General features: G+C 66.7%; 24 protein-coding genes. 17 read left to right on the top strand and 7 right to left on the bottom strand.

What is annotated here, in order from left to right:
• Window positions 1-7 precede the first annotated feature (7 nt).
• From AB0O71_RS12185 to AB0O71_RS12175, 3 genes are all read left to right on the top strand, one after another.
• The gene (locus AB0O71_RS12185) at window positions 8-2,047 is read left to right on the top strand and encodes a hydantoinase/oxoprolinase family protein (RefSeq protein ID WP_363745662.1); all 2,040 of its coding nucleotides are present in this window, start codon (window positions 8-10) and stop codon (window positions 2,045-2,047) included.
• Window positions 2,047-4,050 carry a hydantoinase B/oxoprolinase family protein gene (locus AB0O71_RS12180; RefSeq protein WP_363745660.1) on the top strand — a complete coding sequence of 668 codons (2,004 nt, stop codon included), beginning with the start codon at window positions 2,047-2,049 and terminating at the stop codon, window positions 4,048-4,050. The genes AB0O71_RS12185 and AB0O71_RS12180 overlap by 1 nt, the downstream gene beginning before the upstream one ends.
• A gap of 199 nt (window positions 4,051-4,249) precedes the next feature.
• Window positions 4,250-5,641, top strand: a complete 1,392-nt coding sequence (locus AB0O71_RS12175) for a permease (RefSeq protein WP_363745658.1) — start codon at window positions 4,250-4,252, stop codon at window positions 5,639-5,641.
• Between the two features lie 15 nt (window positions 5,642-5,656).
• Here the strand turns inward: AB0O71_RS12175 and AB0O71_RS12170 are convergent, their stop codons facing one another.
• Complete coding sequence (locus AB0O71_RS12170) at window positions 5,657-7,123, bottom strand: helix-turn-helix domain-containing protein (protein WP_363745656.1); 1,467 nt, start codon at window positions 7,121-7,123, stop codon at window positions 5,657-5,659.
• 92 nt (window positions 7,124-7,215) lie between these two features.
• Here AB0O71_RS12170 and pxpA point away from each other — a divergent pair, with 92 nt between their 5' ends.
• The 7 genes from pxpA (at window position 7,216) to AB0O71_RS12135 (ending at window position 12,424) form a co-directional block, all read left to right on the top strand.
• A complete protein-coding gene (pxpA, locus tag AB0O71_RS12165) occupies window positions 7,216-7,950 on the top strand; it encodes a 5-oxoprolinase subunit PxpA (protein ID WP_363745654.1) in 735 nt (244 codons plus the stop codon).
• 95 nt (window positions 7,951-8,045) lie between these two features.
• A complete protein-coding gene (locus AB0O71_RS12160; protein ID WP_090145587.1) occupies window positions 8,046-8,282 on the top strand; it encodes an acetyl-CoA carboxylase in 237 nt (78 codons plus the stop codon).
• Between the two features lie 50 nt (window positions 8,283-8,332).
• Window positions 8,333-9,688, top strand: coding sequence for an acetyl-CoA carboxylase biotin carboxylase subunit (locus tag AB0O71_RS12155; protein ID WP_363745652.1), 1,356 nt, complete (start codon window positions 8,333-8,335; stop codon window positions 9,686-9,688).
• Complete coding sequence (locus tag AB0O71_RS12150; RefSeq protein WP_363745650.1) at window positions 9,685-10,578, top strand: carboxyltransferase domain-containing protein; 894 nt, start codon at window positions 9,685-9,687, stop codon at window positions 10,576-10,578. The genes AB0O71_RS12155 and AB0O71_RS12150 overlap by 4 nt, the downstream gene beginning before the upstream one ends.
• Window positions 10,568-11,533, top strand: a complete 966-nt coding sequence (locus AB0O71_RS12145) for a biotin-dependent carboxyltransferase family protein (protein WP_363745648.1) — start codon at window positions 10,568-10,570, stop codon at window positions 11,531-11,533. Before AB0O71_RS12150 ends, AB0O71_RS12145 begins: the two co-directional genes overlap by 11 nt.
• A 9-nt stretch (window positions 11,534-11,542) precedes the next feature.
• Window positions 11,543-11,737, top strand: coding sequence for a hypothetical protein (locus AB0O71_RS12140; RefSeq protein WP_363745646.1), 195 nt, complete (start codon window positions 11,543-11,545; stop codon window positions 11,735-11,737).
• A 117-nt stretch (window positions 11,738-11,854) separates the two neighbouring features.
• Entirely contained in the window at window positions 11,855-12,424 is a 570-nt protein-coding gene (locus AB0O71_RS12135) for a DUF308 domain-containing protein (RefSeq protein WP_363745644.1), read from the top strand.
• 11 nt (window positions 12,425-12,435) lie between these two features.
• Here AB0O71_RS12135 and AB0O71_RS12130 read toward each other — a convergent pair whose 3' ends face one another.
• From AB0O71_RS12130 to AB0O71_RS12115, 4 genes are read right to left on the bottom strand one after another with little or no spacing between them, the layout of a single operon-like run.
• Window positions 12,436-12,897 (bottom strand): SseB family protein, encoded by a 462-nt coding sequence (locus AB0O71_RS12130; protein ID WP_363745642.1) that lies wholly within the window; start codon window positions 12,895-12,897, stop codon window positions 12,436-12,438.
• An 18-nt stretch (window positions 12,898-12,915) separates the two neighbouring features.
• Window positions 12,916-13,542 carry an energy-coupling factor transporter transmembrane component T gene (locus AB0O71_RS12125; protein WP_363745640.1) on the bottom strand — a complete coding sequence of 209 codons (627 nt, stop codon included), beginning with the start codon at window positions 13,540-13,542 and terminating at the stop codon, window positions 12,916-12,918.
• 53 nt (window positions 13,543-13,595) lie between these two features.
• Window positions 13,596-14,345: an ABC transporter ATP-binding protein gene (locus AB0O71_RS12120; RefSeq protein WP_363745638.1), complete on the bottom strand. Its 750-nt coding sequence runs from the start codon at window positions 14,343-14,345 to the stop codon at window positions 13,596-13,598.
• Window positions 14,342-14,953 carry a biotin transporter BioY gene (locus AB0O71_RS12115; RefSeq protein WP_363745636.1) on the bottom strand — a complete coding sequence of 204 codons (612 nt, stop codon included), beginning with the start codon at window positions 14,951-14,953 and terminating at the stop codon, window positions 14,342-14,344. Before AB0O71_RS12115 ends, AB0O71_RS12120 begins: the two co-directional genes overlap by 4 nt.
• A gap of 127 nt (window positions 14,954-15,080) precedes the next feature.
• Between AB0O71_RS12115 and AB0O71_RS12110 the strand changes: the two genes are divergently transcribed.
• The 6 genes from AB0O71_RS12110 to AB0O71_RS12085 all read left to right on the top strand — a co-directional run bounded on the left by AB0O71_RS12110 (window position 15,081) and on the right by AB0O71_RS12085 (window position 17,636).
• The gene (locus tag AB0O71_RS12110) at window positions 15,081-15,728 is read left to right on the top strand and encodes a TetR family transcriptional regulator (protein WP_363745634.1); all 648 of its coding nucleotides are present in this window, start codon (window positions 15,081-15,083) and stop codon (window positions 15,726-15,728) included.
• Entirely contained in the window at window positions 15,725-16,492 is a 768-nt protein-coding gene (locus tag AB0O71_RS12105) for an alpha/beta hydrolase (protein WP_363745632.1), read from the top strand. Before AB0O71_RS12110 ends, AB0O71_RS12105 begins: the two co-directional genes overlap by 4 nt.
• A 37-nt stretch (window positions 16,493-16,529) precedes the next feature.
• Complete coding sequence (locus tag AB0O71_RS12100) at window positions 16,530-16,793, top strand: hypothetical protein (RefSeq protein WP_363745630.1); 264 nt, start codon at window positions 16,530-16,532, stop codon at window positions 16,791-16,793.
• Window positions 16,794-16,837: 44 nt separating this feature from the next.
• Window positions 16,838-17,134, top strand: a complete 297-nt coding sequence (locus tag AB0O71_RS12095; RefSeq protein WP_363745628.1) for a hypothetical protein — start codon at window positions 16,838-16,840, stop codon at window positions 17,132-17,134.
• A 107-nt stretch (window positions 17,135-17,241) separates the two neighbouring features.
• A complete protein-coding gene (locus AB0O71_RS12090; RefSeq protein WP_363745626.1) occupies window positions 17,242-17,388 on the top strand; it encodes a hypothetical protein in 147 nt (48 codons plus the stop codon).
• A gap of 44 nt (window positions 17,389-17,432) precedes the next feature.
• Window positions 17,433-17,636 (top strand): hypothetical protein, encoded by a 204-nt coding sequence (locus tag AB0O71_RS12085; RefSeq protein WP_363745624.1) that lies wholly within the window; start codon window positions 17,433-17,435, stop codon window positions 17,634-17,636.
• Window positions 17,637-17,727: 91 nt separating this feature from the next.
• On the opposite strand, the gene AB0O71_RS12080 is transcribed toward AB0O71_RS12085, so the two are convergent.
• Both AB0O71_RS12080 and AB0O71_RS12075 read right to left on the bottom strand, forming a co-directional pair.
• Complete coding sequence (locus AB0O71_RS12080) at window positions 17,728-18,057, bottom strand: hypothetical protein (protein ID WP_363745622.1); 330 nt, start codon at window positions 18,055-18,057, stop codon at window positions 17,728-17,730.
• A gap of 159 nt (window positions 18,058-18,216) precedes the next feature.
• The gene (locus tag AB0O71_RS12075) at window positions 18,217-18,384 is read right to left on the bottom strand and encodes a hypothetical protein (RefSeq protein WP_346057167.1); all 168 of its coding nucleotides are present in this window, start codon (window positions 18,382-18,384) and stop codon (window positions 18,217-18,219) included.
• Between the two features lie 244 nt (window positions 18,385-18,628).
• On the opposite strand from AB0O71_RS12075, the gene AB0O71_RS12070 reads away from it, so the two are divergent.
• Window positions 18,629-19,123, top strand: a complete 495-nt coding sequence (locus AB0O71_RS12070; protein WP_363745620.1) for a hypothetical protein — start codon at window positions 18,629-18,631, stop codon at window positions 19,121-19,123.
• Window positions 19,124-19,169: the final 46 nt, after the last annotated feature.

The raw sequence follows: 19,169 nt of genomic DNA, 5'->3' as shown, positions 1-19,169 counted from the left end.
GGAGCCCATGAACCATGTCCGTGTCGCAGTCGACGTCGGAGGCACGTTCACCGATGTGTGCATCTTCGATGACGATACGCAGCAGATGCGCATCACGAAGGTCCCCTCGACGCCGAGCGATCCGATGGAGGCAGTGATGCACGGCGTCGCTCGCGGTGAGATCGATCTGTCGCAGGTCGTCCAGTTCTCGCACGGCACGACCGTGGCGACGAACGCCCTCATCACCCGGAACTTCCCGGCCGCCGCTCTCGTCACCACCCGCGGGTTCCGCGATGTACTCGAAATCCGGGACGGCACGAAAGACGATCTCTGGGATGCCTACAACGACGTCTCGGAACCGTACATCAGACGCCGGGATCGCTTCGAGGTCACGGAACGCATCGACTACAACGGCCACACCATCACCGCCCTCGACGAGGGCGAGGCGCGCGCACTCGCCGAGCTGCTGCATCGCCGCGGGGTGAAGACCATCGCCGTGTGCTTCCTCAACTCCTACGCGAACGCCGCTCACGAGACCCGCATGCGGGAGATCATCGAGGAGACCATTCCCGATGCGACCGTCTCTACCTCGGCCGAGGTGCTCCCCGAGATCTTCGAATACCCGAGGTTCAACACCGCCGTCGCGAACGCCGTGCTGGCCCCCCTCGTCTCGGGGTACGTGAACCGCCTGGCCGCGCGCCTCACCGACGGCGGCTACCGGGGCGATCTCCTGCTCCTGCACTCGGGCGGCGGCTCCATGACGCCCCGACTCGTCGAGAAGTTCCCGGTGCGGCTCGCCGCCTCAGGCATCGCCGCCGGAGCGATCTCGGCGAAGCACATCGCGCAGCAGTGCGGGTACGACAACGCGGTGAGCCTCGACATGGGCGGAACGTCCACCGACATCGCGCTCGTCGCGGACGGGGAACTGCGCGTCTCCCAGGAGTGGCAGGTGGAGTACGGCCACCCGATCATCTTCCCCTCGATCGAGGTGCTCACCATCGGCGCGGGAGGCGGCTCGCTCGCGCACATCGACATCGCCGGCTCGCTGCGCAACGGCCCGCAGTCCGCCGGGGCCGACCCCGGCCCGGCGTGCTACGACGCGGGCGGCGACGCACCCACGAACACCGACGCCAACGTCGTGCTCGGCCGGCTCGGCACGTCGCTCGCCGGTGGCGCGAAGCACCTGCAGAAATCGCTCGCAGAGGCCGCGATCACCCGCGCGATCGCCGAGCCGCTGGGCATGGAGCTCGCGGAGGCGGCCCACGCGATCGTCGCTGTTGCGAACGCCAATATGGCTGACGCGGTGCGCCTGGTCTCGATCCGGCGCGGATACGACCCCCGCGACTTCGCCCTGCTGGCCTTCGGCGGCGCCGGAGCGCTGCACGGCGCCGACGTGGCCAGAGAGCTCGGGATCCCGACGGTCGTCGTCCCGCCCAGTCCCGGAGTGACCTCCGCCATGGGGTGCCTGCTCGTCGACATTCAGCACGACTTCGCGCATATGTACACCGGTCTCGCCTCGGGGGCGGATGAGGAGGGCATCGAGCAGGAGTTCGTCGCACTCGAGAACGAGGCGTCGGCCCGCCTGCGCCACGAGGGCGTCGCCGAAGCCGACGGGCTGCTGCAGCGCAAGATCTCGATGCGGTACCAGGGGCAATGGCGGTCGCTCCAGGTGCCGATGGGCTCGGGTCCGGGCGCCGTTGAGCAGGCGGTGCGCACGTTCCACGAGCAGTACGAGCGGGAGTTCGCGTTCCGGCAGGATGACGCGCCGGTCGAGGTGTATCAACTCCACCTGACGGCCGTCGGCAAGATTCCCAAGCCGTCGTTCAGGCCGGCGGAGGTGGTCGAGCAGGCTCCGGGGGAGCCGGAGGATCGCCGCGATGTCTACTTCGGGTCCGACGGCTGGCTCGATACGCCGGTCTACGATCGCGACGCGCTCGCCGCGGGCACGGTCTTCGGGGGCCCCGCCATCATCAATCAGCTCGACTCGACCACTGTTGTGCCGCCGCACACGAACGCCGAGATCGACGAGTGGCTCAATATTCGCATTCATCTCGAGGAGACCAACTGATGACTGACACCCTGACCCAGGTCAGTGCCCCCGACACCGTTCGCACCCGGCAGACCACCCTCGACCCCGTGACGTTCGAGGTGCTGAAGAACGCATTCGCCACCAGCGTCGACCTGATGAGTGAGCAGATCCTCCGCACGTGCTATTCCTTCGTTATCTATTCGCGGGACTTCTCCTCCGCGCTCTGCGATGCGCGCGGCAACACGGTGATGCAGGGTTCTGGCGACATCGCGGTGCACGTCGGCACGCTGCACTTCCAGGCCAAGGCGGTGATCGAGCAGTTCGACGGAGACATCCACCCCGGAGACGTGTTTGCGATCAATGACCCCTATCGTGGTGGCACGCACTTCAACGACGTCTCGTTCGTGCGCCCGGTCTTCTCCGAAGGGCGGATTATCGCATTCGCTCAGAACAAGGGCCACTGGGCCGACATCGGGGGCAAGGTGCCCGGTTCGTTCGATGTCTCCGCGTCCGAGCACTTCGGCGAGGGGCTGCGCATTCCCCCGATCCGCGTGTGGTCGAAGGGAGTCTTCCTGCACGATGTGGCGCAACTGCTCGTCGCGAACACGCGCGCACCCGAGCAGGCGCTCGGCGATCTGCATGCTCAGTCGGAAGCGACTGCGGTCTGCGAACGGGAAGTGCTGCGCCTCGTCGATCGGTACGGCACCGACACCGTGGAGCTCGCCATGCAGGAGACGCAGGACTACGTCGAGCGAACCGTGAGACGCCGGCTGGTCGACCTGCCCCAGGGGCGTTGGGAGACGGTCGACTACCTCGACCTCGATCCTGGCAAAGCCGAGGGGCTCGTGCCGGTGAAGATCGTCATGACGCTCGATGGGGAAGGTATCCACTACGACCTGGAGGGCAGCGCCGGCGTTGTCGACACCTTCTTGAACTCCGGCTACGGCACGACCTTCTCCGCGATCTACGCCGGCACGAAGACGTTCTTCCCCGATGTGCCGCTGAACTCCGGCTTCTACGCTGCCGTCACCGCTGAGATCGGCCCGGAGGGCACGGTGGTCAACGCCGGCTGGCCCCATGCTGTAACCGGCTTCTGCTCCGGGCCGTACGAGAAGCTGATGAACGGGATCTTCGAGATCTGGTCGCAGATCATGCCGGAGCGGGCGATGGCGTGTGCGTTCAACCTCGAGTATCTGCTCGTGGGCGGGCGCGACTCCCGACGCGAGGAGAACCCGTACTTCATGTGGTACGACTGGATGGCCGGCGGCTGGGGCGGCCGCTCCTCCAAAGACGGTTCGACGGCGACGGCGCCAGTGTTCGGCGTCGGGCTCGCGGTGCAGGCGTGCGAGGGTCAGGAACGACTCACCCCGGTCCTCACCACCATGCACCGCATCGGCACCGATTCCGGCGGCCCAGGCCGGTTCCGCGGCGGCTGCGGCGTGGAGAAGGGCGGAACGCTCACCGATGCTGACGCCTCGGTGATGAGCTACTGCTGCGACCGCGCACGCTCCATCACGTGGGGCATCGAGGGCGGCCTGCCATCGATCCCGCACGGCGTCTGGCTCAATCGCGACACCGAGAACGAACGGTTCCTCGGCTCCATCTTCTCCTCGGTCCCGGTGCAACCCGGCGACACCTTCTACCGGCCTTCGGCGGGCGGTGGCGGCTTCGGAGATCCCCTCGACCGCACGCCCGATGAGGTGCTGGAAGACGTGATCGACGACTACGTCTCGATCGAGCGGGCAGCGGCCGATTACGGCGTCGTCATCATCCCGATCGATCCCGATCTCGACCAGTACGAGATCGATCGGGAGCGCACCGCCGAGCAGCGAGCGCACATCCGCACGCATCGCCGGGGGTGGCTCGAGGAGGACCCCGAGCGCATCGCCGAGCAGTACCGCGCCGGGGAGATCGATCTGCTCGATGTGATCCGGCGGCACGGCGTGATTCTCGACTGGGGCACCGGCGAGCTCTTCGTCGAGACCACACGACAGCACCGGGAGCAGATGGTGCGGCGATCCGCCTCGCACTGGGCTGCCTAGCGAGCTGCTGCAGCGCGTTTCATCCTGGAGGGGAGGGAAGGGCCGGTATTCGATGGGGCACGCCGCTCGTTGCGGTTTGTGCAAATGCCAGAGAATGTCCCGGCCCTTCCGGCTCCTGCACAGTACTTCATCGGGTCTCGACTTATCACAATGAGATGGCGACGCCCACTCACACCCAATACCAATGGAGGTACGGACCGTGACAATCAACCTCACCGGGAGCAACGACGACGTCGAAGCGACCGATGCACTCGCCCGAACGGGCGACGACCAAGACCAGATGAGCCGTGGCCGATTGACGATGGCGTGGTACGGCACGGCGAGTGCCTTCTTCTTCGTCTACATCGGCGCCGCGATGGCTTCGGCGTACGGCACGCTGAACGCGATCATCGGCATCGTGCTGACGATCATCGCCTACGGACTCATCAACAGCGTGCTGTCGCGCTACGCGATCAACAACCGCACAACGGTCGCCCAGTTCTCGCGGACGATCCTCGGCAATGCCGGATCGGCCATCGCGATGATCATCTTCGCGCTCATCGCGATCTATTACGCGGTCTTCGAGGGCTCCATCGTGGCCTACGCGTTCATGACCGCGTTCGGCGGCGAGATGTGGGTGTGGAGCCTCGTTGTCGTCGTCTACTCGACACCGCTCATCATCGGCGGAGTGCGGCGCTTCCTCGACAAGATCAACGGCATTCTGATGCCGATCTACTTCTTCGGCCTCGTGGCCGCCGTGATCTGGGCGGGGGTGCAGTACGGGTTCACGGATACGTGGCTCACGCAGGCGCCTGACGTTCCCGTCCCGCTGTCGATGGGCGGCCCTGGCTGGCTGGCGACCTTCGCAGGGTACATGGGCGTCTGGATCATGATGATGTTCACCATGGACTTCGCCTCGCTCGGCAAGCGCAAGGACATCACGTACCACCAGCGCGTCACCTTCGGCCCGTTGTTCTACGTGCTCGCCTACGGCTTCTCGGCGTTCGTCGGCATCTTCCTGACCTTCACGATCCCCGGGCTCGAAGCCTCGGAAACCGGTCTGGCCGGCGGTCTCGTGAGTCTCATGGGCATCCTGGGCCTGATCGTCGTGATCGCGACGCAGACGCGCATCAACACCGCGAACTACTTCCTCGGCGCCGCGAACCTGCGGGCGTTCGGGGAGAAGGTGTTCAAGATCAACATGCCGAACATCGTGTGGGTGCTGCTGTCGTCCGTCATCATCTTCCTCTTCATGCTGCTGCCCGTCGTGGAGTACCTGCTCATCGCGCTCGCGTGGCAGGGCGTGCTCGTCACGGCCTGGGTCGCGATCGCGCTGACCCACATCCTGCTCGGTCGCTGGCAGAACGAGGAGCACTCGGCGATCGGCGACCAGCACTACAAGGCGTTCAACAACAACGGTCTGATCGCGTGGGTGGTGGCGACGCTCGTCGGCATCGTCATGCTGCAGCTCGGTACGTTCAACCCGGACCTCGCCGGCATCGGCGCGACCTGGGGGCCGATATTGACGGCGATCTCGGCGGCACTCGTCTACGGAATCCTCTGGAAGACCAACCCGGTGAGCCGCACCGGCCTGATCAAGGTGGTCGGGTAGTGCAGACAGCAGCGGTTAGTACGGCTCGATCTCCACCAGCCGCAGCGCCATGAGGCACGTGGCGCGGCCGTCGAGCGTGTCGAGCGAGATGCCGAGCAGCTCCTCGATGCGGCGCAGCCGGTAGCTCAGCGAATTGCGGTGGATATAGAGCTCCTCGCAGGTGCGCGACGGCTGGGCGTCGTTGCGCAACCAGGTCCGCAGCGTCGGCAGCAACTCGGTCGCCCGGTGCTCGTCGTGTTCGAGCAGGGGGGCGAGAAATCGCTCGGCCGATTCGCGTGCCCCCCGCCCGGCTGCGGCGGCCACGACTGCGCTCAGACCGAGCACGGGCGCCAGCACGGGAGCCGACACGTGCCTGATGAGGTTGAGCGCATGGACGAGTGCGATCCTCAGCTCGTCGATCGTGCGGGCCGGCCCGCGCAGCACGAGCGGCAGCACCGGCTCGATTCCCAGCAGTCGTTTCGAAACCTCGCTGAACTCCTCGCGAGGAAACTGGGCCAAGGCGATGAGCTGTTCATCGAGTTCGGCGACGCGAACGTCGTGGAACGTGTCGTGCAGTGCGACGCGGAGCTTCCAGGCTGCGGCGGCGTGCTCGCCGCTCATGTCTGCGACGAGCAGCGTCGTTTCGGCGCGACGGCTCAGACCCAGTTCGTGAAACGCGTTGGCGACGTCGCTCCTGGTGGACTCGGACCAGGCGACGCAGCGATTGACGAAGCGCAGCATGTCTTGATGGCTGCTCGCATCGACCACGACCGAACGGTTCAGCTGCAGGGCGAGGATCGAGGTGACAGGAGCGAGGAGCGCCTCGACCTCCGCGGATGAGCCGTAGAGGCGCACCGCGAGCTGGCAGGAGTTGCTGAGACCCATCGGCAGCGGCACGGTGACGGTGTCCGGCTGCGACGCTCGTGCGGCGCCCGTGCGCCACGTCACCGTCTCCGGGTACTGCGCGATCAGCGAATCGAACGCGTCGTACACGGCGATGGGGAGCTCGAGCGCGGCGTACATGGCCGCGAGCAGCGTCGAGATCTCCGCGCCCTGGCTGGCGAGGCGCGCGCACTCGTCGGCGAGCAGCCAGCCGCGGTCGAGCAGGGCGATGCGCTCCGCTTGCAGCATGCCCTCGACGTGCTGATCGATCTTGAGGAGTGGGACGGTGGTCGGCACTTCGAGCAGTGGCAGGTCGTGAGCCGTGCAGGCCGTGATCAAGCCTTTCGGCAGCGAATCGTGCGCGGCGCCGACCGCGAACGCCAGCGCGGCGACCGGCACGCGGGTGAGCCGCTCCACGTAGCCGTCCCAGATGCTCTCCTCCGAGAAGTTCATGCCGATCCCCGAGGTCAGGAGCAGCACGTTGGCGTCGAGAAACGGGGTCGGATCTAGGTGCTCGGTCGGCGCGCAGCGCACGATCTCCTGGCTCAGTCGGTCGGGTCCGGTCGGCGTCTCCAGCCGCAGTTGCAGGGAGTGCTCGGTCAGCAGGTCGGCGACGCGCATCGGGCATCCTCTCGCGCTTGCACAAATCACATCTGAAATTTCTTGCAACTGCATAATAACGCTCGCGTGACGCTCCGCGTAGCTTGGGGGCTATGACATCACAGCGAAGTGACTCGGTTTCGGTGAACTCGGATATGGGCGAGGCCTTCGGTCTCCACACCTTCGGCAACGACCCGGCCCTCATGTCGCTCATCGACGTTGCGAACGTCGCGTGCGGCTTCCACTCGGGCGATCCGGGAACCATGGATGCGACGGTGGCGCTCGCGCAGCAGCGCGGCGTTCGCGTCGGCGCCCACCCCGGGCTTCCCGATCTCGTCGGGTTCGGACGCCGGGAGATGAAGCTCACGCCCGACGAGGTGGAGAGCCTCATCCGGTACCAGGTCGGCGCCCTCGCCGGATTCCTGCGGAAGTACGACCTGCCTCTCAACCACATCAAGCCTCACGGGTCGCTCTACGGGATGCTCGCGCGCGATGAGGCGCTCATGCTCGGCGCCGTCAAGGTCGCGCGCGACTTCGGTGTTCCCGTGTTCGGGATCGCGGGTTCCGCGCATCAGCGCGTCGCGGAGCGCGAGGGCGTCGAATTCGTCGGCGAGTTGTACGTCGACCTCGACTACAACGCCGACGGAGGGCTGATCATCCTGCGGCAGCCGCACGAGACGAATATCGTCGCGGCGTCGGAACGGGCACGGCGAGCGCTCGATACCGGAACCATCTTGGCGGTCGACGGCACTGAGCTTCCGATCTCGTTCGGCAGCATCTGCGTGCACTCCGACACCCCGAACGCCGTCGAAGTGGCGACGGCCGTGCGCGCCGTGGTCGACGGGTAGCCGCGCGCCGCCGCTCGGCCGCCGCCCACCGGCGACGCAGCGATCCCACGGTTCCGCCGCGACCCCTCCTCGATTCCCTGAAGAAAGCAGATTCCATGAGTTCACAGATCATCGCCCCCATTCCCGGCATCTTCTATCGCCGACCCGCCCCCGACAAGGATCCGTTCGTCGAGGAGGGCGACTCGGTCGAAGCCGGTCAGACCGTCGGCGTCATCGAGATCATGAAGCAGTTCACCGAGGTGCGCAGCGACACCGCCGGCGTGCTGGCATCCTTCGCGGTCGAGGATCTCGGCATGGTCGGCCCGGGCGACGTCATCGCGACGATCGACTGACAGCCGCCGCTCGTCCACCGAAGACCTCCGAATCGAGTGAAGGACACACCTTGAAGAAACTGTTGATCGCGAACCGCGGCGAGATTGCTGTGCGGATCATCCGAGCGGCGAAGGAGATGGGCATCGCGACCGTCGCGGTGGCGAGCGAAGCCGACCGGGAGTCGGACGCGGCACGGTACGCCGACGCATGCGTGGTCATCGGCCCCGCTCCCGCCGGGCTCAGCTACCTCAACCAGGACGCGGTGATCGCCGCCGCCGTCGACACCGGCGCCGACGCAGTGCACCCCGGATACGGGTTCCTCTCCGAGAACGCGGGATTCGCGCGCAAGGTGCAGGAGGCGGGCCTCATCTGGGTCGGCCCGAACCCGGATTCGATCGACCTGATGGGAGACAAGGCGCGCGCACGCCAGGCCGCCATCGAGGCCGGGGTGCCCGTGCTCGCCGGCACGGACGGAGTGCTCGACGTCTCAGGGGATCTCGAAGCGCTCGCAGAGGGCATTGGCTATCCGCTGGTCGTGAAGGCATCCGCGGGCGGAGGGGGCCGGGGGATCCGTCGCATCAACGCCCGCGCCGATCTCCGGAGCACGGTCGAGGTCGCGCAGGCCGAGGCGCTCGCAGCGTTCAACTCGAGCGACGTGTACTTCGAACGCTTCGTGACGCACGCGCGGCACGTGGAGGTGCAGATCTTCGGCGACGGCGAGAGCTGGGTGCACCTCGGCGATCGCGACTGCTCGATGCAGCGTCGGCAGCAGAAAGTCATCGAAGAGGCCCCGGCTCCCGGGCTCCCGGACGATCTGCGCGAGCTGATGCGCGCGACCTCGGTCCAGCTCGCGCGTCAGACGGCCTACACCGGCGCCGGCACCGTTGAGTTCTTGTACGATCCCGAGCGCCAGGAGATCGCCTTCATCGAGATGAACACGCGACTGCAGGTGGAGCACCCGATCAGCGAGGCCATCACCGGCATCGATCTCGTGCGCGAGCAACTGCGCATCGCGGCGGGCGAGAAGCTCGGGTACACGCAAGCGGATATCCGTCTCGACGGACACGCCTTCGAGTTCCGCATCAACGCCGAAGATCCGAACAACAACTTCATGCCGAGCCCCGGCCGCATCGAATCGCTCGATCTCTCGGGCGGGCCGGGCGTGCGCGCCGACTTCGGATTCCGGGCGGGCCAGACCGTCGTGCCGTTCTACGACTCGTTGCTCGGCAAGCTGATCGTGTGGGACGTCGACCGCGACCACGCGCTCGCGCGCGCCGCTCGGGTGCTCGATGAAACGGAGATCGCAGGAATCAGCACGACGGTGCCCCTCATGCGCCGGCTGGTCGCCCTCGACGACTTCCGCTCGGCCACGCATCACACGACGACCATCGAATCGGTTCCCGGACTGTTAGGAGAATCCGCATGACGCTCACCGAGCACGCGCGATACAGCTGGGGCGGCGACGAGTTCCTACTCGTCGAAATCGCCCCCGACATGTCGCTCGAGGCGAACTTCGTCGCGAACGCCATGGCAGCGGGACTCGAAGAGCAGGAGCTCGACGGCATCGTCGACATCTGCCCCGCGAACGCATCACTGCTCATCCGCTTCAACCCGGACGAACTGCGGCACTCCGACCTCGAGCGCGCTGTGCAAGCTCTCGAAGCGGAGGTCAAGCAGGCGACGGTGCAGGAGCTGGAAACCCGCATCATCGAGGTTCCCGTCTGGTACGACGACCCGTTCACGAGCGAGACCGAGACCCGGTTCCGCGAGGGCTACCACCAACGGCCGGAGGGGTCCGACCTCGACTACAGCGCCGAGGTGAACGGCCTCGCGAACGCGGCCGAGTTCATTCAGCGCCACCACGAGACGCCCTGGCTGGTCTCCATGGTCGGCTTCGTCGCCGGCCTCCCGTTCCTCTTCCAGCTGACCCCGAGGGAGCGGCAGCTGCAGGTGCCCAAGTACCTGAGCCCGCGCACCGACACGCCGCCGCTCACGCTCGGGTACGGCGGGTGCTTCACCGCGCACTACTCCGTCCGCGGAGCCGGCGGATACCAGATGCTCGGCATCACCCCGAGCCCGATCTTCGACCCGGAGCAGAAGCTCGCCGACTTCGCCGACTTCATGGTGCTGTTCCGCACCGGAGACATCGTGAAGTACCGTCCGATCGACGAAGCCGAGTACACCGAGATCCAGGCCGAGGTCGAGGCCGGAACCTACCGGTACAAGCAGGCGCCGGTGCGCTTCACCCTGGCCGAAGCGCTCGCCGATCCCGACGCGTACAACCGCACTCTCCTGGAGGCTCTCGATGTCGCTTGAGGTACTTTCCCCCGGACTCGCAACAACCGTGCAAGATCGCGGTCGCTTCGGCTACTACCGTTTCGGGATCCCGCAGGGCGGCGCGATGGACCAGTACGCGGCGGCACTCGGCAACCGCCTCGTCGGCAACACCGCTGATGCTGCCGTGCTCGAGTGCACCTACCTGGGACCCCAGCTCAAGACGGATGCTCGGGCGGTGATCGCCGTCACCGGTGCGCCCGTCGAAGTACTCGTCAACGGTGAACCCGCGCCGCAGAACGCGCGTCTCGTGCTCGAAGCGGGAGACGAGCTCTCCTTCGGCATGCTCCGCGGCGGCTCGAAGTTCTTCGTCTCGGTGGCCGGAGGCATCGACGTTCCCCGCGTGCTGGGTTCGAGATCCACCTATCCCATCGGCAAGCTGGGCGGGTTCGAGGGGCGCGCCGTGCAGGCGGGAGACGTGCTGCCGGTCGGCGAAGCGACGCCTCGCGAACTGCCCGTGCTGGAATCGATTCCCGAGGATCTGCTGCCGTCGTACGACCGCGAGGTGGCCGTCCGCATCATGCTCGGGCTGTACGACCACAAGCTCACTGAGGAGGGTCTCGCGAACCTCACGGGAGCGGAGTGGACGCTGACACCGGTCGCCGACCGCATGGGGCTCCGCTTCGACGGCCCGGGGGCGGAGTGGAAGCGCGAAGAGCAGCCGTTCGGCGCCGGGCAGGACCCGTCGAACATCACCGATGCGGGCTACGCGGTCGGCTCGATCCAGATCCCCGGCGGCACGCAGCCGATCGTGCTGCACTGCGATGCCGTTTCGGGCGGCGGGTACGCGCAAGCGGCAACGGTGATCAGCGCCGACATGGACCTCTTCGCGCGCATGGCTCCGGGTGCGAAGGTGCGCTTCGTGGCCGTCACGATGGACGAGGCGCTCGCGGCTCGTGCCGAACGGAACGCCCGCTTCGCGCGGGTCTGGAAGTGAGGAGCGCCCATGCCACTGGTGAACGTGAAAATGTTCGAGCACCGCCTGCAGCAGGATCCGGATCTGGCGAGACGACTTGCCGTCGCCATCGACGACGTGGTGGCCGAGTACTGCACCGGGCCCGACGGCAAGCGGCCGGATACGTGGGTGACCGTCGAAGGCGTGCCGAGGGAGCAGTGGACATTCAACGGCGAGACGCGGTGAATGAGTGTGCACCGGGCCGACATTCGGCTCGGTGCGCACTCGTGCTCGAGGTGATGTTCGGTCACAATGGGCAGTGAGGTGCGGGGGCGCCCCACGCCCAGATCGAAGGAGACCGTGATGTCCACTGCAACGACTGCAGAGCACACGTCCAGAGGCGGGCTCCGCACCGCACTCGGCATCGGCGGGCTCATCGCCATCGTGCTGGGCCTGCTCATCATCTTCTTCCCGGCGAAGTCGGGCGCCGTGACCATGCAGATCGTCGCGGCGCTCGCCGCCGCGTACGCTCTGATCGTCGGCGTCGTCTACATCAGCTCGGCGGTATTCACTCAAATGTTCGGCGGGTGGGCGCGCACGGGTCGCATCGTGCTCGGCCTGCTCTACATCATCGGCGGCGTCGTGATGCTCGTGAATCTCGGCGCGACCGCCGCGCTCCTCACCGTTTTCCTCTCAGTAACGGTGGGGGCGCTCTGGCTCTTCGAGGGCGCACTCGCATTCAGCACGCTGAAGGCGGCGCCGAGCCGCGCTTGGGGCATCATCCACGGCGTGATCAGTGTGCTCGCGGGTGCGACGCTCATCATCACTCCGCTGCTTGCCGCCGTCACCCTTTGGCTGCTCCTGGGCGTCTCGATGCTCGTGCTCGGCCTCGTGCAGGCGGTGAGAGCCTTCGGCATGAAGCCTGCGGCGTGACCCCGGGCGCGCTACTTCATGCCTTCGAGCAGCTCGGCGGTGATCTCCTCGTCGCCGGCGGCGAGCGTCACGTACTTGCGCAGCAGCACGAGTGCTGCTGACGCCTTGTCGAATTCGGCCGCCACGAAGCGATCGCTCCCGATGAGTGCGAGTGCGTCGCGGGCCGGCATGACCGCGCCCTTCACCTGGTGGCCGCGACTCGCTGGAGCGACGGCGCGCAGTTCGGCCATCGAGGTGAAGATCGGCAGTACAGGCTTGCCGGTCGTTGACCGGATGGTGCGCACGCGGTGCCCCTTCTTCTTCGAGGGCGCCCCCGTCACATCGACCACCAGGTAGCCGTCGCGCAAAGCGGTCAAGAAGGCGGCGAGGTGCACGTAGTCAGGGGTCTGCTGCAGGGCGGTCAACGCGCGCCGCACGGCCTCGTTCGCGTAGTCGGCGTGCACATCATCAGGAATCGGCGACTGCTCGGTCATGCGCACTAGCCTACGGCGTCACTCCTCCCCGATACCTCGTGCGGCGAGGGCCTCTCCGGTGACCTGAGCGTGGGCGACGGTGCGCAGCACGAGCGGCACGACGCGCGCACGCGGATCCCGCTCGAGTCCCCGCGCCCGCGCCGCTGCCGCCGTTTCGTGCGCGATGCCGAGAATGCTCGGTATGGCGCGGATGACGAGTGAGAACGCGAGTGCGACGCGCTCGGGTTTCGCGCCGAAGCGACGGAGCGGCGCGAGAGCGCGGGTGATCGTGTCGAGCATGTCTTCGACGGCGGTGCTCGCGGTCACTGCGCTCGCGACGAGCACGAGAGCGAAGAGGTCGCCGATGACGGAGTAGCCTCGCGAGAACCCCGCTGCCCACGCTGCGGGGCCGGGCAGTTCGAGCCCGGCCGGCCCCCATCCGCCGTCTCGGCCGAACGCGGCGCTCGTGGCGGTGAACACCAGCAACGGCACCGCGATCACCGCAAAGCGGCGGGCGACGCGCCAGAAATCGGGGCCGCGCAGGCCGGCGACGATGGCGGCGGCGACGGCGATTGCGAGCCCGCATGTGGTCCAGATCGTGCCGCTGACAGCCATGATCGCGATTGCGAACACGAACAGGCCGATGAGCTTGACGCCGGGGGTCACGCGATGCAGGGGACCTCGGCGGGCGATGTACTCCCCGAGGGGAGAGGCCCCGGTCACCGCGAGACCGTGTTCCGGTAGTGCGCGATCGCCGCTGCCGGGTGGCCGTCGAAGGTGACGCGACCGCCGTCGATCACGAGCGTGCGGTCGGCACGGGCCGCGAGCTCAAGGTCGTGGGTCACCACGACCACCTGTTGCGGGAGTGACAGGAGGAGATCGCCGATCATGCGCGCGTTGCGCAGGTCGAGCAGGGTCGTGGGTTCGTCGGCGACGAGGATCGCCGGGTCGGTCGCGAGTACCGATGCGATGGCGAGCAGCTGCTTCTGGCCGCCCGACAGGGTGTGCACGCTGTGGTCTGCGAGCTGCCGCAGGCCGAAGCGTTCGAGGGCTGTCAGAGCCGCGGCATGACGCTCGACACGGTCGCGATGACTGCGTCGGAGCGAGAGAGAGACGTCTTCGACGACGGTCGGCATGATGAGCTGCGCCGAGGGGTCGGTGAAGACGAAACCCACGTTTCGGCGAACGGCGGCCCCGTCTCGACGCGTGTCGAGTGAGCGTCGGGCGCCGCCCTCGTGGAGCTCGATGCCCACGGTGCCGGCGCTCGGCTCGACCAGCCCGTTCACGAGGCGGGCGAGTGTCGACTTGCCCGATCCGTTGCCGCCGATCACGGAGATGCGGCGCTCGCCGAGCGAGAGGGAGGTGGGATGGAGGATGGTGACGTCGTCGTTCGCGGTCGGCGCCGTGACCACGACGTTCCGCAGTTCGATCGAACTGCTCGCATCCGCGCCCGTCTCTGGAACGGTCATCGTCGCGGAAGGAGGGCCGGGAACGCCCGGTGCACAGCGGTTGCGACGATCGCGACGATCAGCGTTTTTACGAGATCGCCGGGCCAGAAGGCGAGATCGAAGAGGAACGCGGCGCCGATGCTCATGTCGGCGCGCCAGGCGAGGCCGAGTGGCCCCAGCGTGTGCACGAAGACGAGGTTCGCGACGAGGCCGGCGGCGAAGAAGAGCGGGATGCTCGTCGCGAGCTTGCGGCGGGGCAGCCGCTCGACGATGAAGCCGATGAGCCATGCGGCGAGCGGGAAGCTGACGAGGTACCCCACGGTGGGGCCGGCGAACGGAGCGAGGCCCGCCGATCCTCCGCTGAACACGGGGAGGCCCGCAGCGCCCACAGCCATGAACAGCAGCACCGCGAGCAGGCCCCGGTTCGCACCGAGCACCGCACCCGCGAGCATGACCGCGAGGGTCTGCATGGTGATGGACGCGGGGCCCAGGCTGATTCCCGGGATGATCGAGCACACGGCGATGAGCGCCGCGAACGCCGCGATGAGGGCGAGGTCCGTGGCGACGTGACGACGGCGCGCAGCGGATGGGGAGCCCTGCGGGGCGGCGGTGAGATCTGGAGCGGTCACGAGGCCTCCGGGGGTCGGGCCGCCAGGCGGCCGAGGGGTGCGTCAGTGCTCTCGGCTCGCCGGGCGGGGAGATGAACCTGAACAGTGTTCGGGTGAACGGTGTTCAGGTTAGCGCTAGGCTGTGCGGATGCGCAACACGGTGGCCGACGTCGTCGCTGCAGCGCTGCGCGTGCTCGACGCGCACGGGCTCGAGGGCTGCTCGATGCGGCGGGTCGCTGCTGAGCTCGATGTGCAGCCGAGCGCGCTCTACCATCACGTGCCGAACAAGCAGAGCCTGCTCGCGCGCATGGCTGACGTGATCGTCGGGGGCGTGCTCGAGGGCGACGCGGCCGGAGCGGGCGTCGGCGCGAATGCGCACGCTCATGCCGCAGCTTCTGACGTGGATCGCGCCAGAAGCACGTGCGTCTCGATGCGCGGGGCGATGCTGGCCGTGCGCGATGGCGCTGACGTCGTCGCCACCGCAGCCGCGTTCAGGCTCGGGTCGTCCGCGGTCGAACGGCGCCTCGCAGAGTGGGTCGGAACGGATGGCGCGCGCGCACTGCTCTTCTATACATTCGGGCAGGCGCAGTCGACCCAGACACATCGGCAGGCGGCCTCGCTCGGCGCCCTCATCGACGCGGGTGAACGGCACGCGGGCTTCGGCTCCCGAGCGCCCGCGGATCCCGAGGTCTCGCTCGATGCATCGTTTGAACGCGGGCTCGACATCATCATCGCGGGACTCGGAGCCGGCAATGGGAAACAGCTCGCATCGACGAACGATATTCTGCACGGATGACAGCCCGCGACCTCACCTTCGACCTCGGCCCGGTGTCGATGTCGTACGGCGAGACCCCGGAATCCGAGAGCGCATCGAACCGTACCTTCGTGCTGGTGCACGGCATCGGGATGGGAAGGATCGTGTTCGACGGGATCGGTTCCGAGCTCGCCGCCGAAGGGCGCGTGCTCGCGGTCGACCTGCCCGGCTTCGGAAACTCGCCCGAGCCGGGTTCTGCTGCCACGCTCGAGCAGACGGCCGAAGTGGTCGCGCAGTTCGTGCGCGATCGGGCCTCGACCCCTGCTGTGCTCGTCGGGCACTCGATGGGCACGCAGATCGTCGCAGAAGTCGCGTTCCGCCACCCCGAGCTCGTGGAAGCGCTCGTCCTCATCGCGCCGACGGTGAATCGGAGCGAGCGTTCGGCGATGCGGCAGGGGCTGCGCATGGCTCAGGATCTGGTGGGGGAGTCGCCGAGGGTGCTGCTGCTCGGGATCCGGGAGTACGCGAAGACGAGCCCGCGATGGTTCCTCAACAAGCTCAGGTTCATGATGGCGCATCGCATCGAGGAGATCTGCCCCGGCATCGAGGCGCCCACGCTGGTGCTCAGCGGGGAGTCCGACTGCGTGTGCCCGCACGCATGGGCGCGCGAGGTGACACACGCCCTGCCGCATGGGGAGTTCGAGCAGATTCCGGATCGGGGTCATGAGGCCATCATCCGCAGCCCTGAACCAGTAGCGTCGATGATCCTCGACTTCGTGCGCCGGCGCACCGCGGGCAGCGTGTAATCGAACAACGTCGGAGGCCGCTCGTACGCTGCTGCTCGTGGGAGAACGATCGAATCTGATCCAGGTGGCGAGCGACGAGTGGATCGTCATGCGAGAGTTCGCGCAGTATCCAAAGGCGGTGATTCGCGGAATTCGTGACACCTCAGGTGAGGCCCGCTATCTGCTTCTCGCGTGGCATCCGGTACGCCACCGGCAGCGCATGGTGGGCATCTATGCGACGCGTGAGGAGGCGGAACAAGCGGTGCCCTGGCCGACGCGGTCGCCGCAGCTTCCTGGGTTGCCGACGTCGGGCAGGCGTTGACCCGCGTCTCGCAGCACGGCGGAGCATCGTCTACCATCGAACATATGTTCGAATCAGTGATCGGCCCGAAAATGCCGCTGCGAGATGACACCGTCGTCGTCTGGATGGTCGACGGTCGACCTGCTCGTCTGGTGTTCGAGCGCGCGCGATGGCGCGTCGAAGGCAAACCGCGTCCGATCGTCGAGGTGCCTGATGGGCATATGCATCCGCTCATCACGCACGTCGCCGAGCGGCACACGGGCTGGCGCTGCACAGTGCGTCGAGACGGAGGCGCTGAGCAGCTCGAGCTCGCGGTGAGGCGCGACGGCGTGCGGTGGATCGCTGAGCGTGTCAGTGCGTGAGAGCTGAGTGCACTGAACCGCGTTGCGCTGAACGGTGCCGCGCAACCCCCTGTCGGCTCCCCCAGAAGTGGCAGAAGCTGGAACTCCAATTCGGAAAGGAGTTCAGTATGAGCATGCTCGATGATGCAGCGGACAACACGAAGAACGCCGTGAAGCGCGCGCGCAACGAAGCCGCGGATGAACGCAAGAAGGATCAGGGTGCCGAGCGGGGAGAGTCTCCGCGCGACGCGGAATCCGAGACGACGACCGACTGAGTCGCACCGTACTGCAACCCATATCTTCTGGAAGGAGCAGGATCATGTCGACGAATCTGAACGATCCCGACCGCACGGGGGCCGAAGGCGGGCATCTCGGCGCCGAGGGCAATAGTCCCCTCGCCGATCCCGACGCCCCGGAGCAGCCGCTCGCGGATGACCACGAGGTCGGCACCGGGCTCGATAGCCCCGTCGCTCCTGGCGTTCCCGATCAGCAGGATCCGGGCGCCGCGGCGGAACCGGAGTAAGCGGCCGGGCCCGCGCGCCCGTCTGGTGCAGCCGCGTCAGCCTCCCCATCGCACATATCGGCGGGGAGGCTGACGCGTGCGCCGCGATCGATCAGAGCAGATCGGGATTCTTCTTCGCGTACTTCTCGGCGTCTTCCTCAGAGAGTACGACCAGGCCGCGTGGGCTGTGCGAAAGCGCGGTGAGCACCTTCAACCAGCGTTGATTGTATTCGGGCTCTCGGCCCCCCGAGAAGCGGAACGCCAACTCGATGTACGGCGACATCCACACGGACACGCGCCCGCTTCCCTCCGCCGCACCGCGGCTCCAACTCAGGAAGAAGCACTCCTGTTTGCGCAATTTCTGTCCGATGACGAACTTCATGTGCAGCAGCAATCGGTCGTCGAATTCGAACTCTTGTCCCCCGTGAATCAGATACCCCATGCTCGAAGCATTGCATAGTGCGGGCCAGTTCTAGGCGAGAGTGCGCAAACTCGCCGTTCAGCTAGTGGTATTCATGCTGGAACATGCATTCTCTGGACGAGATTGCGGCTCGGCCGACGTGACATTGGGAGGTGCGCGGTCGACGATTCGCCAGGGCGGTTACGGCTTCTTGACGCGGCCCTTGATGGCGCCGACGATCAAGGTTCCCAGGAAGAGAATGATGCCGATGATCGCGAGCCAGAGCAGCCCTTTGAATACGAAGCCGATCACGGAAAGGATCGCCCAGAGGACGAGAAGGATGACGACGACTGTCCATAGGTTCCTCATGCACCAAAGAGTACCGGTGCGTCAGGGCAAACGAACACCCCTTGCGCAGTTGCTCCCGCCTGGTAGCGGGTGCCGCACAGCGCCGTGAAGCGCGTCAAAGGGTTAGAGTGGTTTCGAGGCGTGGGAACGCCTTCTCAGTCCGGCGCCGTGACATGTTCTCTGCACGACGAAGTCAGCGAACGCTGCGACACACGGACCCGCCACGAGAAATAACCTGCAACGTTCGTCAGCGCACTGAGATCCCTTGCTCACGAAGCTCAACGGGATTCGACCATGGAACAGGCGGGCTCGCGCCCCCGGATGGAATCACATGAAAATAGGTAACGAAGACAAGCGCACGTTCTCGACACTGGCGGAGATGTTTCAAGCCCGCAAGACGCCCGCGGCCAACCGCGACTTCATCGCGCATGCGTTCGACGATGTCGATGTCATCGAGATCGTGGAAACACGGTCATACGTGAAAGTAGTCCGCGGGCACGGAGCAGATTTGCGAATCTATCGCAGCATCATCTGCGGCTACTCGACGGAGCAGGAGGCTCTGCAGCTCTCCGGCGCACCGCATGCGGTGCTGAGCAAGTCGCGCCCCGGATCCTGGTCGGTGGATCTCCCAGAGCGGGCGGGCAACGGCAGCACCGTCAGGGCTGGTGCGCGAGAGAAGAAGCCGTCATGGATGCGCACGCCATGCCCGAAGTGCCGATACCTGATGAATGAACTTCGAGAATGCACGAATTGCGCCTGAAGTAGCGGTGCTCTGCGTCGGGGTGCGCTGCCCCGGCGCATCAACG

The organism is Leucobacter sp. NPDC077196 (assembly GCF_040687075.1).
Taxonomy (GTDB): domain Bacteria; phylum Actinomycetota; class Actinomycetes; order Actinomycetales; family Microbacteriaceae; genus Leucobacter.
Note: the sequence above shows the minus strand (reverse complement) of the source record. Positions and strands in the feature narration are given on the sequence as shown.